At 64.4% G+C, this 17,178-nt stretch carries 14 protein-coding genes; 4 read left to right on the top strand and 10 right to left on the bottom strand.

Annotated features, from left to right (window positions below; genetic code table 11):
• Window positions 1-206: 206 nt before the first annotated feature.
• Genes LB515_RS26180 through LB515_RS26170 form a run of 3 tightly spaced genes read right to left on the bottom strand, consistent with a single transcriptional unit; the run spans window position 207 to window position 3,839 of the window.
• Window positions 207-1,574, bottom strand: a complete 1,368-nt coding sequence (locus tag LB515_RS26180; protein WP_224532421.1) for a dihydrolipoamide acetyltransferase family protein — start codon at window positions 1,572-1,574, stop codon at window positions 207-209.
• A gap of 16 nt (window positions 1,575-1,590) precedes the next feature.
• Complete coding sequence (locus LB515_RS26175) at window positions 1,591-2,604, bottom strand: alpha-ketoacid dehydrogenase subunit beta (RefSeq protein WP_140845359.1); 1,014 nt, start codon at window positions 2,602-2,604, stop codon at window positions 1,591-1,593.
• 2 nt (window positions 2,605-2,606) lie between these two features.
• Window positions 2,607-3,839 (bottom strand): 3-methyl-2-oxobutanoate dehydrogenase (2-methylpropanoyl-transferring) subunit alpha, encoded by a 1,233-nt coding sequence (locus LB515_RS26170; protein ID WP_095769878.1) that lies wholly within the window; start codon window positions 3,837-3,839, stop codon window positions 2,607-2,609.
• A gap of 465 nt (window positions 3,840-4,304) precedes the next feature.
• On the opposite strand from LB515_RS26170, the gene holA reads away from it, so the two are divergent.
• Entirely contained in the window at window positions 4,305-5,348 is a 1,044-nt protein-coding gene (gene holA / locus LB515_RS26165; RefSeq protein WP_224709429.1) for a DNA polymerase III subunit delta, read from the top strand.
• Between the two features lie 157 nt (window positions 5,349-5,505).
• On the opposite strand, the gene LB515_RS26160 is transcribed toward holA, so the two are convergent.
• Window positions 5,506-6,291 (bottom strand): DUF2182 domain-containing protein, encoded by a 786-nt coding sequence (locus LB515_RS26160; protein ID WP_224709428.1) that lies wholly within the window; start codon window positions 6,289-6,291, stop codon window positions 5,506-5,508.
• A gap of 31 nt (window positions 6,292-6,322) precedes the next feature.
• Window positions 6,323-6,949: a DUF1326 domain-containing protein gene (locus tag LB515_RS26155; RefSeq protein ID WP_224709427.1), complete on the bottom strand. Its 627-nt coding sequence runs from the start codon at window positions 6,947-6,949 to the stop codon at window positions 6,323-6,325.
• Window positions 6,950-7,279: 330 nt separating this feature from the next.
• On the opposite strand from LB515_RS26155, the gene LB515_RS26150 reads away from it, so the two are divergent.
• A complete protein-coding gene (locus LB515_RS26150) occupies window positions 7,280-7,567 on the top strand; it encodes a GIY-YIG nuclease family protein (protein ID WP_140845978.1) in 288 nt (95 codons plus the stop codon).
• Between the two features lie 309 nt (window positions 7,568-7,876).
• Here LB515_RS26150 and LB515_RS26145 read toward each other — a convergent pair whose 3' ends face one another.
• The 5 genes from LB515_RS26145 to mnmE form a co-directional block, all read right to left on the bottom strand.
• A complete protein-coding gene (locus LB515_RS26145; protein WP_224709426.1) occupies window positions 7,877-8,770 on the bottom strand; it encodes a ParB/RepB/Spo0J family partition protein in 894 nt (297 codons plus the stop codon).
• A gap of 60 nt (window positions 8,771-8,830) precedes the next feature.
• The gene (locus LB515_RS26140; protein ID WP_095769880.1) at window positions 8,831-9,628 is read right to left on the bottom strand and encodes a ParA family protein; all 798 of its coding nucleotides are present in this window, start codon (window positions 9,626-9,628) and stop codon (window positions 8,831-8,833) included.
• 17 nt (window positions 9,629-9,645) lie between these two features.
• Window positions 9,646-10,287, bottom strand: a complete 642-nt coding sequence (gene rsmG, locus LB515_RS26135; protein WP_224709425.1) for a 16S rRNA (guanine(527)-N(7))-methyltransferase RsmG — start codon at window positions 10,285-10,287, stop codon at window positions 9,646-9,648.
• Window positions 10,284-12,158: a tRNA uridine-5-carboxymethylaminomethyl(34) synthesis enzyme MnmG gene (gene mnmG / locus LB515_RS26130; protein WP_224709424.1), complete on the bottom strand. Its 1,875-nt coding sequence runs from the start codon at window positions 12,156-12,158 to the stop codon at window positions 10,284-10,286. Before mnmG ends, rsmG begins: the two co-directional genes overlap by 4 nt.
• Before the next feature lie 201 nt (window positions 12,159-12,359).
• Complete coding sequence (gene mnmE, locus LB515_RS26125; RefSeq protein ID WP_224709423.1) at window positions 12,360-13,667, bottom strand: tRNA uridine-5-carboxymethylaminomethyl(34) synthesis GTPase MnmE; 1,308 nt, start codon at window positions 13,665-13,667, stop codon at window positions 12,360-12,362.
• A gap of 130 nt (window positions 13,668-13,797) precedes the next feature.
• On the opposite strand from mnmE, the gene LB515_RS26120 reads away from it, so the two are divergent.
• On the top strand, window positions 13,798-15,813 hold the full coding sequence (locus LB515_RS26120; RefSeq protein WP_224709422.1) for a thioredoxin domain-containing protein: 2,016 nt from the start codon (window positions 13,798-13,800) through the stop codon (window positions 15,811-15,813).
• A gap of 99 nt (window positions 15,814-15,912) precedes the next feature.
• Window positions 15,913-16,881, top strand: coding sequence for an IS5 family transposase (locus LB515_RS26115; protein ID WP_224709421.1), 969 nt, complete (start codon window positions 15,913-15,915; stop codon window positions 16,879-16,881).
• Window positions 16,882-17,178: the final 297 nt, after the last annotated feature.

The raw sequence follows: 17,178 nt of genomic DNA, 5'->3' as shown, positions 1-17,178 counted from the left end.
GTGGGAGAAGGTGGATCGGCGCGACAGCGCCGAGACGGATGAGGGGTGTTCCAGCGGAGTGAGACGCTGGCATTCGAGCGGAATGAAACGCTGGCATTCCCTGGAGCACCCCTCATCCGTCGCCTTCGGCGACACCTTCTCCCACAAGGGGAGAAGGGGGAGCGCGCATTTCGGCGCCGCGACGTTCGAGACCGACCCCATCTCCCTCAATCCACGAAGATCAGCGCCGGCGTCTCCAGCAGCGCCTTGATGCGCTGCACGAAAACCGCGGCATCCCAGCCGTCGATGACGCGATGGTCGAAGCTGGAGGACAGGTTCATCATCTTGCGCGGGATGAACTGCGTGCCGTCCCACACCGGCCGCACCATGATCTTGTTGACGCCGACGATTGCCACTTCCGGGTAATTGATGACCGGCGTCGTCGCCACGCCGCCCATGGCGCCGAGCGAGGTGATGGTGATGGTCGAGCCGGAAAGCTCCTCGCGGCTCGCCGTGCCGGCCTTCGCCGCATCGGCCAGCCGGTTGACTTCCGCAGCACTATCCCACAGGTCGCGCGCCTCGGCATGTTTCACCACCGGCACCACCAGCCCGTTCGGCGTCTGCGCGGCGATGCCGATATGGACGCCTTCATGCCGGTGGATGATGCCGGCGTCGTCGTCGAACAGCGCGTTGAGGTTCGGCTGCTCGCCGATCGCCTTGACCATCGCCCGCATCAGGAAAGGCAGCAGCGTCAGCTTCGGGCGATCGGCGCGCTTCTCCCTGTTGAGGGTGGCGCGCAAGTCTTCCAATGCTGTGACGTCGATCTCCTCGACATAGGTGATATGCGGGATGCGCGATTTGGCGAGCGCCATCTTTTCGGCGATCTTGCGCCGGAGCCCAACGACCTTGATGTCCTCGACGCCGTCTTTCCGGGCAAGCCCGGTGGCGCGGGCGACTTGCGGGCCGCGCGCGAGGAATGCGTCGATGTCCTCATGGCTGATGCGCCCGGCCGGACCGCTGCCCGCAACCTGGCGCAGATCGATGCCGGCTTCCTTGGCGCGCAGGCGGACGGCAGGCGAGGCCAGCGGCTTCTCGCCTTCCGCGCGCGGCGCGCCCGAAAGGCTGGGCATGGCGCGATCCTTCTTAACGCCGTCGTCCTCGGGCTTGTCCCGAGGATCTGCCGACCTGCGTGGATGCGACGCCAGTTCCGGCGAACCAGCGGATCCTCGGGACAAGCCCGAGGATGACGGCGCTGCGTTTTGCGCAGGGGAAAGACGATCGCCATGGCTCGCTCCAGCGGGGATGCCGTCGGCACCACTCTCGCCTGGCGACGTGTTTTTCACATTGCCTTCGCCGGCCACCTTCAGCCGCACGATCGGCGAGCCGATCGCCACCGTGTCGCCGATCTCGGCGCCGAGCCACAGGATCTCGCCGTCGACCGGCGAGGGGATCTCGACGGTTGCCTTGTCGGTCATGACGGCGGCGAGAACCGTGTCCTCGCGCACGAGGTCGCCGACCTTGACGTGCCATTCGACAAGCTCGGCCTCGGCGACGCCTTCGCCGACATCGGGAAGCTTTATGACGTGCTCGCCCATCTCAGGCCTCCCCACTCTAAGCTTCCAATGTTTCGATCAGCGCGCGCCCGACCCGCGCCGGGCCGGGGAAATAGTCCCACTCCTGCGCATGCGGATAGGGCGTGTCCCAGCCGGCGACCCGCGCCACCGGCGCTTCCAGATGGTAGAAGCAGTTCTCCTGCACGAGCGCCACCAGCTCGGCGCCGAAGCCCGAGGTGAGCGTCGCCTCGTGCACGACGACGCAGCGGCCGGTCTTCTTCACCGAGGCGACGATCGCCTCGAGGTCGAGCGGCAGCAGCGTCCTGAGATCGATCACTTCGGCGTCGATGCCGGTCTCCTCGGCCGCGGCCTGCGCGACATAGACCATGGTGCCGTAGGCAAGCACCGTCACCGCAGATCCCGGCCTGCGGATCGCCGCCTTGCCGAGCGGGATCGTGTAATGGCCGTCCGCGACCTCGCCCAGCTCATGCTTCGACCACGGCGTCACCGGCTTGTCGTGGTGGCCATCGAACGGGCCGTTGTAGAGCCGCTTCGGCTCGAGGAAGATCACCGGGTCCGGATCCTCGATCGCCGCGATCAGCAACCCCTTGGCGTCATGCGGGTTGGAGGGCACGATAACCTTCAGGCCGGAGACATGCGTGAACAGCGCTTCCGGGCTCTGGCTGTGCGTCTGGCCCCCGAAAATGCCGCCGCCGGTCGGCATGCGTACCACGATCGGGCAGGTGAAATCGCCGTTCGAACGGTAACGCAAGCGCGCCGCCTCCGATACGATCTGGTCGTAAGCCGGATAAACATAATCGGCGAATTGCACCTCCACGCAGGGCTTCAGCCCATAGGCGGCCATGCCGATGGCCGAGCCGACGATGCCGGATTCGCTGATCGGCGCGTCGAAGCAGCGGCTCTTGCCGTATTTGGCCTGCAGGCCCTGCGTGGCGCGGAAGACGCCGCCGAAGAAGCCGACATCCTCGCCATAGACGATGACTTGGCTGTCGCGCCCCATCGAAACGTCCATGGCGTCACGGATCGCCTCGATCATCGTGCGTCTCGGCATGGTCAGACCCCCGCCTGCTGACGCTGGCGCCTGAGATGCGGCGGCATCTCGGCATAGACGCCCTCGAACATGTCGCGCGTCGACGGCTTGCCGCCGGCATGCAGCGTGCCATGGCTTTCGGCCTCCTTCTGCGCCGCGATCACCGTTTCGAGAATCTCGGCCTCCGCCTGGGTGTGGCGCTCCTCCGACCAGACTTGCTTGTGGATGAGGTGGTTCTTCAGCCGGATCACCGGATCGCCGAGCGGCCAAGCATCGGATTCCGCCTTCGGCCGGTAGGCCGACGGGTCGTCCGAGCTCGAATGCGCGCCGGCGCGGTAGGTGACATATTCGACCAGCGTCGGCCCGAGATTGGCGCGCGCCCGCTCCGCCGCCCATTTGGCCACCGCATGCACGGCGAGATAGTCGTTGCCGTCGACGCGCAGCGACGGGATCCCGAAGCCGAGCCCCCGCGCTGCGAACGTGCCGGAGCCGCCGCGCGCGATGCCCTGGAAAGTCGAGATCGCCCACTGATTGTTGACGACGTTGAGCACGACAGGCGCCTTGTAGGTGGAAGCAAACACCAGCGCCGCATGGAAGTCGGACTCCGCCGTCGAGCCGTCGCCGATCCACGCTGCCGCAATCTTGGAATCATTGGAGATCGCCGAGGCCATCGCCCAGCCGACCGCCTGGATATATTGCGTCGCCAGATTGCCGGAGATCGAGAAGAAGCCGTGCTCCTTCGACGAATACATGATCGGCAGTTGACGGCCCTTCAGCGGATCGGCCTCGTTGGAATAGATCTGGTTCATCATGGTGACCATCGGATAGCCGTCGGCGATCAGAAGGCCGGCCTGCCGGTAGGTCGGGAAATTCATGTCGCCCGGCTTGAGCGCCTTGCGGAAAGCGCAGCTCACCGCCTCTTCGCCCAGATGCTGCATGTAGAAGGAGGTCTTGCCCTGGCGCTGCGCCATCTGCATGCGCGCATCGAAGGTCCTGAGCGTCATCATATGGCGCAGGCCTTCGAGCAGCTCCTCGTCGCTGAGCAGCCCGGCCCACGGCCCGACCGCTTCGCCGGCGCGGTTCAGCACCCGGATGATGGAAAAAGCCATGTCGCGGATGCTGCGCGGATCGACCTCGATCTCCGGACGCGGCACCGAGCCCGCCTTGGGAATGGTCACATTCGAGAAATCCGGCGTGCCGCCGGGCCGAACCTCTGGCTCGGGCACATGGAAGCGCAACAATCCAGCGTCGGCCATGAGCTCACATCCTCCAATGTTGCCGGTGCGATATTTGCACATCCGCGCCGCCAGACCAGTGCCAATTCGCCGGACCTCGCCACGGCCATCCTCCCCGGACGTCAGCTCGGTTGAGCAATGCGGCACAGACGCCAAGATGCAGATATGGCGGCGAAATTTCTTGTCGATGTTTTCACGCCGCGCGCAATTTGGCGGAAGTTTGCGGGGCGATTGCCGCCAGAAAATGCGATTGGGAGGTGGAGCCGGGCGCGGCCTTCCCCTTCTCCCCTTGTGGGAGAAGGTGTCGCCGAAGGCGACGGATGAGGGGTGTTCCAGATGCCACCAGCGTCTCACTCCGCTGGAACACCCCTCATCCGTCTCGGCGCTGTCGCGCCGATCCACCTTCTCCCGCAAGGGGAGAAGGTAAGTGCGCTGCCGGCCGCTTCTCCGTTCACTCGGCCCCCGCCCCGTGCTAACTCACCCCGCATGGCACAGAAGAAAGGATACGAGGTCGATTCGTGGCTGGCGAAGCCCGATCCGGCCATGGCAATCGTCCTGCTTTACGGCCCTGACCGCGGCCTTGTCGCCGAGCGGGCGAAAACCTTCGCCGCGAAAACCGGCCTGCCGCTCGACGACCCCTTCTCTGTCGTCAGGCTGGACGGCGCCGAAGTCGACCGCGATGAGGGGCGGCTGCTCGACGAAGCCCGCACGGTGCCGATGTTTTCCGACCGGCGGCTGCTTTGGGTGCGCAATGCCAGCGGCCAGAAGGCGCTGGCCGACGACATCAAGGCGCTGACCGCCGAGCCCGCGCGCGACGCCATCATCCTCATCGAAGCCGGCGACCTGAAGAAAGGCACCGGCCTGCGCGCCATCGTCGAGGCCGCCGGCAACGCCATTGCCTTGCCTTGCTATGCCGACGAGGCCCGCGACCTGGATTCGGTGATCGACGACGAATTGCGCAAGGCCGGCATGTCGATGACCTTGGACGCCAGGCAAGCGCTGCGCCGCAATCTCGGCGGCGATCGTCTCGCCTCGCGCGGCGAGATCGAGAAGCTGGTGCTCTACGCGCATGGCCACAAGGAGATCGGCGTCGACGACGTCAACGCGCTGTCGGGCGACGTCTCCGGCGCTTCCTTCGACGCCGCTGTCGACGCCATGCTGGACGGCAAGGTCGGCGATTTCGACATCGCCTTCAACCGTCACTGCCAGTCCGGCGGCCATCCGTTCCTGGTTTTGTCATCGGCGATGCGGCAATTGCAGGCGATCCAAGCGATGCGCGGCCAGATGGAGACCGGCGGCCGCAACGCCGCTTCGGTCGTCGCCGGCGCCCGCCCCCCGGTGTTCTTCTCGCGCCGCAAGCTGGTGGAAAAGACGCTGGAGCGCTGGACTGTCGAGGCGCTCGCACGTGCGCTCGGCCGGCTGCAGACGGCGGTGCTGCAGACCCGCAAACGACCGGACCTGTCGGAAGCGCTGGCACGCCAGGCGCTGCTTGGCATTGCCATCGAGAGCGCGAGGCTGGGGCAAAGGTAAACGCCGGCGATTGGCGACGGCCGGGGCGACAGCTGATCTCCCCCTGTAGGGAGATGGCCGGTCCACCCCTCCGGAGCTGCAGCGCAGCTGCTGCGAAGGACGGCAGGCCAAAGGGCGCTGTCCCGCCAGCGTATTTTTCGTCCTGCCCTACCGCTGGTCAATTCATCATCATGTCGGCCGGCTGAAAGGTCGGCAGCGCCTGGGGAAAGACCAGCACCGCCGCGCCGTAAAGGAGCAGGGCGACGCCCGACACCTTGGCTATGCCCTTTCCCGCCGGGAAGGTCTTTTCCGCAAAGACCAGCAGCGTGACCACGGCCATTGCGGCGACGTTCATGATCCCGAGCGGGAAAAGTGCCAGAAACAAGAGCCAGCAACAGCCCAGACAAAAGGCGCCGTGCTCAAGGCCCATGCGGACCGCGCCCCAAGAACCATCGCGCCAGGAGGTCAGGATGAAACCGATTGGCGTGCGGCATTTGGCCAGGCACAGATCCTTCAGTGGCGAGAGCTGGTAGGCGCCGGCAATGATCAGCAGGGCGCCGCCAATGCGCGCGGCCGTCGCCGTAGACAATCCCGCATGATCGGCAAGCGTCTCGGCACCTGCGGCACCGGCAAAAGCCAAAACGCTCACCGTGCCCCAAACCAGCATATAGCCTGCCACGAATAGCAAGGTAGCGACAAAGGCTTCGCCGCGACCTCGTTTGCCGGCTTGGACCTGGTGGAAGGTCAGGATCATGGGCGCCGCCGTCGGAAACATCATGGCAATCATCATGATCATCCAGACGACAAGAAACAGCGGCGCCGCCATGCCCATGGTGGGTGAGTACATCTCCATGCGCATATCTGCGTCCGCGCCGATCCGCTGCCGGATGAGCAAGACCCACGCCGCCGCGGCGACCGCGCCCAACAGGGCGAGAATGATGTTTCGCTGCAATGTCAGCGTCATGGGCGAGGCCGTTCCGACCATGCGTGCGGGACTATTGCTGGCCGGACCAATTGATCGGAGCGTAGTGCGCGTTTCGGCGGGAATTGTCCCAACTCATGCCATGGTCGCTGAAAGTATTGCCTTCCACGCCCATCGCCATACCGAGCCAGTCGGGATTGACGGGATGGCCGGAGGCCACCCACATCTCGCCGTCCTCGCGCATTGTCGGCAACGGTTCGACCGCCAGCTGCATCACGCCGGCAATCTCCACCGACCGCTTCTTGCCGTCGGCCTGGTATCTGATCGGCACCTTCTTGGCTCCGAGATTGGTGCTGATCATCGGCGCGAAGGCGGCCATCGGCCCGCCCGCGGCGCCGGTGAAGATGGCGCCCAGCGCTTCGGTCTGCCTGTCATCCGCATGGTCGTCAATATAGGCTGCGGCCGTCCAATTGCCCTCCGCCATCGGGCCTGGCGTGTGAGCAACCATCGCGACATTGAGCCCGTCCAATCGAACGTCCCCGAAACTGCCCTTGTCGATATGAAAGACCAAGGCGACGTCGCAAACGCCTTTCGTCGGCTTCGATGTCAGCTGCGCCTGGGTGGACAACAGGCAAGGACATACGACATCGCAGCTGCAGTTTTCGAAGTAGCTTCCAGACAACCGCCAACTGACTGCCATTTACACCTCCCATTGTGTCAGGCGTGTCCGGCTTTGGCGAGGCTATCTGCCGTTTCACGGAGAACGGCAGATAGCCCTCACCGCGACTGATCGGCACGCCGGGGCAGTAATTTAAGGTCAAGCTAATAGAGCGTACGCCGTTGCCGTGGACTGTCAAGCGGAGGGCGCTGGGGAGGGGCGCTGTCTCTCGCCGACATATCCTTCGTCATTCTAGGGCGGAGCAAGGAGCGGAGCGACGCGCGCAGACCCTAGAATCCATGCCATGGCATTGGCCGTAGAATGCTGCGGTCCAGAATAGGCGCCGATGGCTGCGCCAGCTAGGATCGCCAGATGACCGGCTATGTCTACATGACTGCTAGCCAGAAAGGGGGCACGATCTATATCGGTGTCACCAATGACCTTGCCCGCCGCATACCCGAGCACAAGAATGGCCAAGGTTCCAGCTTCGCCAGCCGTTGCGGTGTGCAGCGTCTCGTCTGGTACGAGGAATATTTCGACATCGCTGATGCCATCCAGCGTGAGACGTCACTGAAACGCTGGCCACGGCGATGGAAGATTGAACTGATCGAAAAGAGCAATCCGGAATGGTTCGAGCTGTTTCGCGGAATTGGTTGGTGAGCGTTCTGCACCCTGGCGGCTCTCGACCGTCCCGGCATGGATTCTAGGGTCTGCGCGCGTCGCTTCGCTCCTTGCTCCGCCCTAGAATGACGAAGGACAGGTTGACGGGACAGCACGCTCGTCTGTCCTGCCGGGGCATCTTCTCGCAGGGAAGGATTCGCAGTTCCCGGCATCTTAGCCGCGCACCGCGCAAACAAAAAAAGGGCCGGCGCATCGCCAGCCCATTTATGTCTATCACGGATATATCAGAGGTATCCAACGTTCAGCCAAAACCTCAGCTACCGCCAAATAACATGGCGCCTCGGCCCCCTACCGCTCGTCCTTCAGACGTCGGCAGAGCTCGTCGAGTTGTTCCAGCGAGCGGTAGTTGACCTTGAGCGTGCCGCCCTTGCCCTTGTGCTCGATGCTCACGATCATGCCGATTGTGTCGGTCATCAGCTTCTCGAGCGCCAGCGTGTCGGGGTCCTTCTCGGGCGGGCTCGCGGGGGATTTCACCTTGGCTGGCGTGGGGCCGGCGGGCATTTGCGCCAAGGCTTCGGCCTGGCGCACCGAAAGCCCTTCCTTGACGATGCGCTTGGCGAGCCCGGCCGGGTCTTCGGCGGTGACCAGCGTTCGGGCGTGGCCGGCCGACAAATCGCCGTCGACCAGCATGTCGTGAATGACGTTGGGCAGCTTCAACAGCCTCAGCGTGTTGGCGACATGGCTGCGGCTCTTGCCGATCACCTGGCCGAGATCGGCCTGCGTGTAGCCATGCTCGTCGATGAGCTGCTGGTAGCCTTGCGCCTCCTCGACAGGATTGAGATCGGCGCGCTGGACGTTCTCGATGATCGCCAGCTCCAGCGCGGTGCGGTCGTTGACGTCGCGCACGATCAGCGGGATTTCGGTCAGACCGGCGCGCTGCGCCGCCCGCCAGCGCCGCTCGCCGGCGATGATCTCGTAGCGGCCGGGCTGCGACGGCGAGGGGCGCGCCACGACCGGCTGCACCACGCCGTGCTCGCGGATCGACTGGGCCAGGTCGGTGAGCTCGGCATCGCCGAAATGCCGGCGCGGATTCTTCGGGTTCGGGCTGACGAACTCGATCGGCACCTTGCCGTCGGCCGCCACCGCCGCGCCCGGCTTTTCGGGCGCCGCCGGACGGTCGATTTCGCCGATCAGCGCCGCGAGGCCGCGGCCCAGTCTTTTTCTCGATTGGTCTTCGCTCATGAGTTTGTCCAGATCGTTTCGGAATCGGATCGGCTGATTAACCAAGCCGCGCGATGATGCTCAGGCGGCGCGCAGCTTGCGCTCGCGGCGGATCACCTCGGAGGCGAGCTGCAGATAGGCCTGGCTGCCCGAGCATTTCAGGTCGTAGAGGATCGCCGGCTTGCCGTAGGACGGAGCCTCGGAGACGCGCACATTGCGCGGGATGATCGTCTCATAGACCTTGTCGCCCATATGGGTGCGCACATCCTGCACCACCTGGTTGGCGAGGTTGTTGCGCCCGTCATACATGGTGAGCACGATACCCTGGATGGTGAGGTCCGGATTGATGGTATTGCGCACCTGTTCGACCGTCTCCAGCAACTGGCTGAGACCTTCCAGCGCGAAGAACTCGCATTGCAGCGGCACGAGAACGGAATCGGCCGCCGCCATTGAATTCAAAGTCAAAAGGTTGAGCGAGGGCGGGCAGTCGATCAGCACATAGCCGAACGGCGCCGAACGCTCGGAGGCGGCGCGCAGCGCATTGCGCAACTTGAGCACGCGGTCGGGCGCCGAGGCGATTTCCATCTCGATGCCGAGAAGGTCGAGCGTCGAGGGTATGATGGAGAGGCCGGGCACCGCTGTCGGCACCGCGGCCTGCTCCAGCTCGAGCTCGCCGGTCAGCACGTCATAGGACGAAACCGTGCGATCCTTGCGGTCGATGCCCAGCCCGGTGCTGGCATTGCCCTGCGGGTCGAGGTCGACGATCAGCACGCGCTCGCCGATCGCGGCCAGCGCCGTGGCCAGGTTGATGGCCGTCGTCGTCTTGCCGACGCCGCCTTTCTGGTTGGCGACAGTGATGATACGCGGTCCGGTTTTCATGGATTTATGCCAGTAATTCATTGCTGTTTCGCTGGGCGCAAGTCGGTGATGTCGAGGATGACGCCTTCGGCGTCGGTCATGCTCGAATGTTCTACCAGATCGAAGCCCCAGCGGTGAGTGCTTTCTTCCACCTCGGCGCGGTAATCCCGGCCTTTGTGAAAGAGCGCGCGTGCGCCCCTAGTCAGCCAGGGCGCCGACAGGTCGAGCAGGTCCGGAAGAGCTGCCAACGCCCTGGCTGTGACGATTTCCGGTGTTGAAACAGGCGCATAGCTGTCATCGATGCGCCTGGCCACGACACGCGCCGGCAGATCGAACTGGCCTATGACGGATTGCAGGAACGACGCCTTCTTGCGGTTGCTTTCGACCAGGGCGATCGATGCGCTGGGGCGCTCCGCCAGCAGGAAAGCCAGTACCAGGCCGGGAAAACCGCCGCCTGAGCCGAGATCGATCCAGCGTGTCGCGGTGGGTGCGATTCGCGCAAGCTGGGCGCTGTCCAGGATATGGCGGCGCCACACATCGTCCAGTGTCGACGGCGCCGCCAGATTGATGCTGCGGTTCCATTTCAGGAACAGCTGTTCGAAAGCCTGCAGCCGCTCGAATGTTTCACGTGAAACCGGACCCGCTGCCTTTTGCAGGCTCGCCCAGGCATCCGCGCTCACGCCACGTCCCTTCGCGCTGCGAACTCGGCGTTGCGGACATGCGCGACAATGATGGCAAGCGCGGCGGGTGTCATGCCTTCCATGCGCTGCGCATCGGCGATCGAGCGCGGCTGGCGCGCCTTCATCTTCTGCTTCAGCTCGTTTGAAAGTCCCGGAACGTCCGCGAAATCGAGCGCCTCGGGGATGAGCCGCGATTCCTCATGCCTGATCTGTGCGGCGTCGGCTTGCTGGCGATCGAGGTAAACTGAATATTTCGCCTCCGTTTCGAGCCGCTCCGCCGTCTTGGCGTCCAGTTCGGCAAAGCGCGGCTCGACCCTTTTCAGCCAGGCCATGTCGACGCCCGGATGCGCCAGCAGCGCATAGGCCGAGCGGCGCACGCCGTCCTTGTTGATCTCCAGCCCATGCCGTGCCGCTTCATTCGGCGTAAGCGTCACAGACTTTGCCAGCGTGCGGGCTTCGTCGAGCTTCTGCGCCAGCGCGCCAAAACGCTGCAGCCGCTCTGTTGACACGATGCCGAGTTTTTCCGCCAACGGCGTCAGCCGCTCGTCGGCATTGTCGGCGCGCAGCGACAACCGGAACTCCGCGCGCGAGGTGAACATGCGATAGGGCTCGGCGATGCCCCGGCTGGTCAGGTCATCGACCATCACGCCGATATAGGCCTCGGTGCGGCTGAGCACGAACGGCTCATCGCCGGATGCCGCCCGCGCGGCGTTGATGCCGGCGAGCAGGCCTTGCGCGCCAGCCTCTTCATAACCGGTCGTGCCGTTGATCTGCCCGGCCAGGAACAGGCCGGCGAGCCGCTTCGTCTCCAGCGTCGTCTTCAGCTCGCGCGGATCGACATGGTCGTATTCGATGGCATAGCCGGGCTGCAGCATCGTCGCCTTTTCCAGCCCGGGGATCGTCTTCAGCATGTCGAGCTGCACGTCTTCCGGCAGCGAGGTCGAGATGCCGTTCGGATAGACGGTGTCGTCGTCGAGGCCTTCGGGCTCGAGGAAGATCTGATGGCCCTCGCGGTCGCCGAACTTGACGATCTTGTCCTCGATCGAGGGACAGTAGCGCGGCCCGATGCCTTCAATCGAGCCGGAATACATGGCCGAACGACCGAGATTGGCGCGGATCAGCTCATGCGTCTCCGGCATGGTGCGGGTGATGCCGCAATGTATCTGCGGATTGGCGATTTTGTCCGTCATCAGCGAGAACGGCACTGGATCCTCGTCGGCCGCTTGGACATCCAGCGAGGCCCAGTCGATGGTGCGGCCGTCGAGGCGAGGGGGCGTTCCGGTCTTCAGGCGTCCGAGCTTGAAACCCGCGCGCGCCATCGTCGCCGACAGGCCGAGACTTGCCTGCTCGTTCATCCGCCCGGCGACGATCTTCCTTTCGCCGATATGGATCAGCCCGCGCAGGAAAGTTCCGGTGGTCAGCACGACGGCGCCGCAGGCCAGCCGCCGATTGCCGGAAACCAGCACGGCTGCGACGCTACCGTTTTCGATCTCAAGGTCGAGGACTTCGCCCTCGATCACGTCGAGATCGTTCTGCTGCCGAATCGCTTCCTGCATTGCCAAGCGATAAAGCTTGCGGTCGGCCTGGGTGCGCGGACCGCGCACGGCCGGCCCCTTGCGGCGGTTGAGCAGGCGGAACTGGATGCCGGCGGCGTCGGCGATGCGCCCCATGAGCCCGTCCATGGCGTCGATCTCGCGCACGAGATGCCCCTTGCCGAGACCGCCGATCGCCGGGTTGCAGGACATGACGCCGATCGTCTCGAAGCGCAGAGTTACCAGTGCGGTCCTGGCGCCGGCGCGCGCGGCAGCACTCGCCGCCTCGCAACCGGCATGGCCGCCGCCCACCACCACCACATCATAGTGATTGGTCATTTTTCCAAGAATCCGCTTTCAGAGATTGGGTTGACAGATGTCCCCGACGGCGGCTGGTGTCAAGGAGAGGTGGACTCGTTTCACGTGAAACAATGAATGGCGAGCATTGCGATCCCAGCCGACAACTGCGAAGCTGGCAGCGGCGGCGGTGTTTCACGTGAATCATTGCGGGGTAGCGCCCCAATCCGTGTTTCACGTGAATCACTTACCGATGCAGAACTGCGAAAAGATGACGTCGAGCAAATCCTCGACATCGACCGCGCCGACAATCCGGCCAAGACGCTCGGCCGCCAGCCGCAGTTCCTCGGCGCGCAGCTCCTGGCTTTGGCCCGACAGTGCCGCCCGCAGGAAATCCGCTGCCTCTTTGAGCAACTCTACATGGCGCAGCCTGGATGGCAGCACGTCACCCACCTCGCCAACCGCAGCGGCGGCGCGGGCCCCTATCTCGTTCAGAAGGCGGTCCAGACCGCCGCCGTCCTTGGAAGAAATCACGAGGTCATATTTCCCGGCGCCGGCATTGGCGATATCCGACTTCGTTCCGATCCTCAGCACCGGAGCTCCACCTGGAATACCCCCAACGGGCGCCGGATCAGCCATATCCTCCAGCAGCAGAACGAGATCCGCCACGTCAGCTTTGGCCCGCGCCCTTTCGATACCGATCGACTCGATCTTGCCCGCAGCCTCCCGCAGACCGGCCGTATCGACAAGCCGCACCTTCAGCCCATTGAGGTCCATCACCACCTCGAGCAGATCGCGCGTAGTGCCCGGCTCGTCGGTGACGATCGCAGCCTCGCGCTTCGCCAAGGCGTTGAACAGGCTGGACTTGCCGGCGTTCGGGGCGCCGAGGATCACGACTTCGAAACCATCGCGAATGATCTCCGCGGCCTTGAAACCTCCCATATGGCGATCGATTTCCCCGATCATTGCCGACACGTCGGACCAGACCGCCTCCGAAACGGAACCTGGCACATCCTCTTCCTCGGCGAAGTCGATCTCCGCCTCGATCATGGCTCGTGCATGGATCAGCCGGCGGCGCCAGCTCGAATAAAGCTCGCTCTGCGCGCCTTCGGCATTGCGCAGGGCAAAGCGGCGCTGCGCTTCTGTCTCGGCATTGACCAGATCGGCGAGCGCCTCGGTCTCGACGAGGTCAAGCTTGCCGTTGAGAAAGGCGCGCCGGGTGAACTCGCCCGGCTCCGCATGCCGCACCCCATCGAACTGCGTGATCGTCTCCAGCATCTTGGCCGCGACGGCGCGGCTGCCATGGACCTGGAACTCGGCAACGTCCTCGCCGGTGAAGCTGCCGGGACCTGGAAAGAACAGGACGAGGCCGTGATCGATGATCGAGCCGTCCGCCGCCCGGAGCCTTCGCAACGTGGTAAACCGATCCTTAACGGATCCGGCTATCGTTTCGACCACGAACCGAGTTTTGGGGCCGGAAATTCGGATGACGGCGATGCCTGCCGGCAAGCGGCCGCTCGACAGTGAGACGATCGAATCCTTCGAAGCCATTGGGGAAACCATTTGCCGGACCTGCCGAACCGCCTAGATTGAAAGATAGAGCACGGCCGAAAGCCGCTTCACACTTTTCGGCATCATGCTCCAGCGTTGATGCATCAGACCCAAAAAAGAGCCGTCCATTGTGACCTTACCCGCACGAAACCTGCTTGCCGAAGAGGCCAGCCCTTATCTGCAGCAGCACAGCGACAATCCTGTCCATTGGCGCGGCTGGTCGCCTGCGGCCCTTGCCGAAGCGAAGCAGCTCGGGCGGCCGATCCTGCTCTCCATCGGTTACGCCGCTTGCCACTGGTGCCATGTCATGGCCCATGAAAGCTTTGAGAACGACGCCGTGGCCGGCGTCATGAACCGGCTCTACGTGAATATCAAGGTCGATCGCGAAGAGCGGCCCGACATCGACCAGATCTATATGGCCGCACTCCATGCCATGGGCGAGCAGGGCGGCTGGCCGCTGACCATGTTTCTGACACCCGACGGCAAGCCTTTCTGGGGCGGCACCTATTTCCCGCGCGAGGCGCGTTACGGAAGGCCGGGCTTCATCCAGGTGCTGGAAGCGGTCGACAAGGCCTGGCGCGAGAAGCAGCGGAGCCTCGCCGAAAGCGCCGACGGGCTGACCGCCCATGTCGAGCAGCGGCTCGCCGGCGCGACGGGCAAGGCGGTGCTCGATCGCGACACGCTGGCCGACCTCGCCACCCGCATCGGCGGCATGATCGACCGCGATCTCGGCGGCTTGAAGGGCGCGCCGAAATTCCCCAACGCGCCCTTCATGCACACGCTTTGGCTGTCCTGGCTGCGTGACGGCGAGGCCGCGCATCGCCACGCGGTGCTCGCCAGCCTCGAAAAAATGCTCGCCGGCGGTATCTACGATCATGTCGGCGGCGGTCTCAGCCGCTACTCCACCGACGCCGAATGGCTGGTGCCGCATTTCGAGAAGATGCTTTACGACAACGCCCAGCTCATCCGCCTGTGCAACTGGGCCCATGCGGCCACCGGCAACGGTTTGTTCCGGGTACGAATCGAAGAGACCGTCGGCTGGCTGCTGCGCGAGATGCTGGTCGAAGGCGGCGCCTTCGCCGCCAGTCTCGACGCCGACAGCGACGGCGAGGAGGGGCTTTTCTACACATGGAATCGCGACGAAGTCGAAGCCGCGCTCGGCGACGATACGTCGACCTTCTTCCGGTATTTCGAGCTCGCCGCAGCGCATGGCTGGGAAGGCAAGCCGATCATTCGCCAGAGCGAGGCGCAGCAAGCTCAAGGCATCGCCGACTATGCGCAATTGGCGTCTCTGAAGGCAAAGCTGTTGGGCGTCCGCGAAGGGCGGGTCAGGCCGGGCCGCGACGGCAAGGCGCTCACCGACTGGAACGGGCTGATGATCGCAGCGCTCGCCGAGGCGGGCCGCTCGCTTGGGCGGCATGACTGGATCGACGCCGCCGCAAAAGCCTTCGGCCATATCGTCGAGGCCGGCCAGGACGGACGGCTGCCGCATTCCATGCTAGGCGCGAAAAAGCTCTTTCCGGCGCTGTCCAGCGATTACGCCGCCATGACCAACGCGGCGATCGCGCTGTTCGAGGCGACCGGCGATCCGGCCTATTCCGATCGCGCCAGGCAGTTCGTCGGCGAGCTCGACCGCTGGCACCTGGATGAACAAAAGAGCGGCTACTGGCTGACGGCGTCGGACAGCGGCGACGTTCCGATCCGCATCCGCGGTGATGTGGATGAAGCAATCCCGTCGGCCACCAGCCAGATCGTCGAGGCGCTGGTGCGGCTGTCATCGCTCACCGGCGATATCGCTCTCTGGGAAAAGGCGTGGACGACCGCCGAGCATGCAATGGGCCGCGCCTCGCAGCAGGCCTACGGCCAGGCCGGCATCGTCAACGCCTGTGCCCTGACGCTCGAGCCGCTGAAGCTCGTCATTGTAGACGAGCTAGATTCACCACGCCTCGTTCCGGTTGCGAATCGGAATCCAGACCCGCGCCGGGTCGACATTGTCGTTCCGGTCGGTTCGGAAGCGAATCGACCGTTGTTGCCGGGCGGCGTTTTGCCGCCGACGGATAAGCCCGGCGCCTGGTTCTGCAGCGGGCAGGTGTGCATGCCGGTGGTGACGAATGCGGGCGAGTTGGAGAAGTTGCTGCGGCGATAGCGCCTTTCTCCTTCTCCCCTTGTGAGGACTTTGCACGGAACCAGGTTGGTGATTCCGTGCGTAGGGAATGAATAGGGGATGATTCGGATGGTCGATCGCATGCTTGGTCAACTGAGCCTTGCGGATGGGCTGGCATGGTCGGACACGACGGAGCTCGACCAGATCGCGCGAGTGATCGACTGGGTACCGATCAAGGCGCTTCTTGGTCAGCGCAGCGGGTCGGGACGGGGCAACACCAGCTATCCGGCCGAGGCATTGCTGCGCTGTCTGCTTCTGGGCGTGTGGAACAATCTGAGCGATCCCGCCCTCGAGGCACAACTGCGCGACCGGCTATCGTTCCGCCGCTTTGCCGGCTTCAGCCTCTCGGACCGCACGCCGGACCATTCGACATTGTGGCGCTTCCGCGAAGAGCTTAAGCGCGATGGGCTGATCGATGGGGTGTTCGATGAGATCACGCGGCAGCTTGAGCAGAAAGGGCTGATCGTCAAGCGCGGCACGCTGATTGATGCCTCCTTCATGCAGGCCGCCGCGCGCCCGCCGGCGAAGCCGAAGAAGGGTGAGGAGGAATCGGTGCGGCCATCGGCCGACACTGATGCGCGTTGGGGGCGCAAGGGCAAAAAGACCGTGTTCGGCTATAAGGTGCACAACGGCGTCGACGATGCTCACACGCTGATCCGGCGCATGGACTTCACGGATGCATCGATCACCGACACCGAGCCGGCCGACGGCCTGATCAGCGGGGATGACGAGGCGGCCTATGGCGACCAGGCCTACTACACCCATGCCCGGCATGCCCGACTTAAGCGGGCCGGCATCAAGGACCGGCTGATGCATCGAGCCAACAAGCACCATCCGCTGACGCCGCGCCAGAAGCTGCGCAACCGGCTGATCTCGAAGATACGGGCGGCGGTGGAGCGGCCGTTTGCGGTGTTCAAGCAACGTTACGGCATGCGGCGGCTGCGCTTCTTCAACCTGGCGACCAACCGGACACAATGCATGCTTGCCGGCTGCGGTTACAATCTGCAGCGAGCGGCCGCCGTCCTCTACCCGAGGAGGAAGCCGGCATGAGGCGGAGTCTGCCCAAAATCCGCCGCGACGGCGGCCTGAGGCTCCAGGAGCCGGGCAAAATTACCTCGCAAAGGCGGCCCGATCGCCTTTCAAAAAACGTCCATGTGTCATGTGCGCCAAATATCGGCTCCCGTGCAAAGCCCTCCTTGTGGGAGAAGGTGTCGCCGAAGGCGACGGATGAGGGGTGCTCCAGGGAAAGCCAGCGTCTCATTCCGCTGGAACACCCCTCATCCGTCTCGGCGCTGCGCGCCGATCCACCTTCTCCCACAAGGGGAGAAGGAGGAAGGGCATCGCCCC

Origin of the sequence: Mesorhizobium sp. CA15, assembly GCF_020165215.1 — a bacterium.
Classification (GTDB): Bacteria; Pseudomonadota; Alphaproteobacteria; order Rhizobiales; family Rhizobiaceae; genus Mesorhizobium.
Note: the sequence above shows the minus strand (reverse complement) of the source record. Positions and strands in the feature narration are given on the sequence as shown.

What these genes read in the sequence shown, in the direction of transcription:
- LB515_RS26180 (WP_224532421.1), bottom strand. Translation starts at nt 1,574, where the DNA reads ATGGGCGAGCACGTCATAAAGCTTCCCGATGTCGGCGAAGGCGTCGCC.
- mnmE (WP_224709423.1), bottom strand. Translation starts at nt 13,667, where the DNA reads ATGGCTTCGAAGGATTCGATCGTCTCACTGTCGAGCGGCCGCTTGCCG.
- LB515_RS26160 (WP_224709428.1), bottom strand. Translation starts at nt 6,291, where the DNA reads ATGACGCTGACATTGCAGCGAAACATCATTCTCGCCCTGTTGGGCGCG.
- LB515_RS26150 (WP_140845978.1), top strand. Translation starts at nt 7,280, where the DNA reads ATGACCGGCTATGTCTACATGACTGCTAGCCAGAAAGGGGGCACGATC.
- LB515_RS26175 (WP_140845359.1), bottom strand. Translation starts at nt 2,604, where the DNA reads ATGCCGAGACGCACGATGATCGAGGCGATCCGTGACGCCATGGACGTT.
- LB515_RS26170 (WP_095769878.1), bottom strand. Translation starts at nt 3,839, where the DNA reads ATGGCCGACGCTGGATTGTTGCGCTTCCATGTGCCCGAGCCAGAGGTT.
- holA (WP_224709429.1), top strand. Translation starts at nt 4,305, where the DNA reads ATGGCACAGAAGAAAGGATACGAGGTCGATTCGTGGCTGGCGAAGCCC.
- LB515_RS26155 (WP_224709427.1), bottom strand. Translation starts at nt 6,949, where the DNA reads ATGGCAGTCAGTTGGCGGTTGTCTGGAAGCTACTTCGAAAACTGCAGC.
- LB515_RS26140 (WP_095769880.1), bottom strand. Translation starts at nt 9,628, where the DNA reads ATGAAAACCGGACCGCGTATCATCACTGTCGCCAACCAGAAAGGCGGC.
- LB515_RS26145 (WP_224709426.1), bottom strand. Translation starts at nt 8,770, where the DNA reads ATGAGCGAAGACCAATCGAGAAAAAGACTGGGCCGCGGCCTCGCGGCG.
- LB515_RS26115 (WP_224709421.1), top strand. Translation starts at nt 15,913, where the DNA reads ATGCTTGGTCAACTGAGCCTTGCGGATGGGCTGGCATGGTCGGACACG.
- mnmG (WP_224709424.1), bottom strand. Translation starts at nt 12,158, where the DNA reads ATGACCAATCACTATGATGTGGTGGTGGTGGGCGGCGGCCATGCCGGT.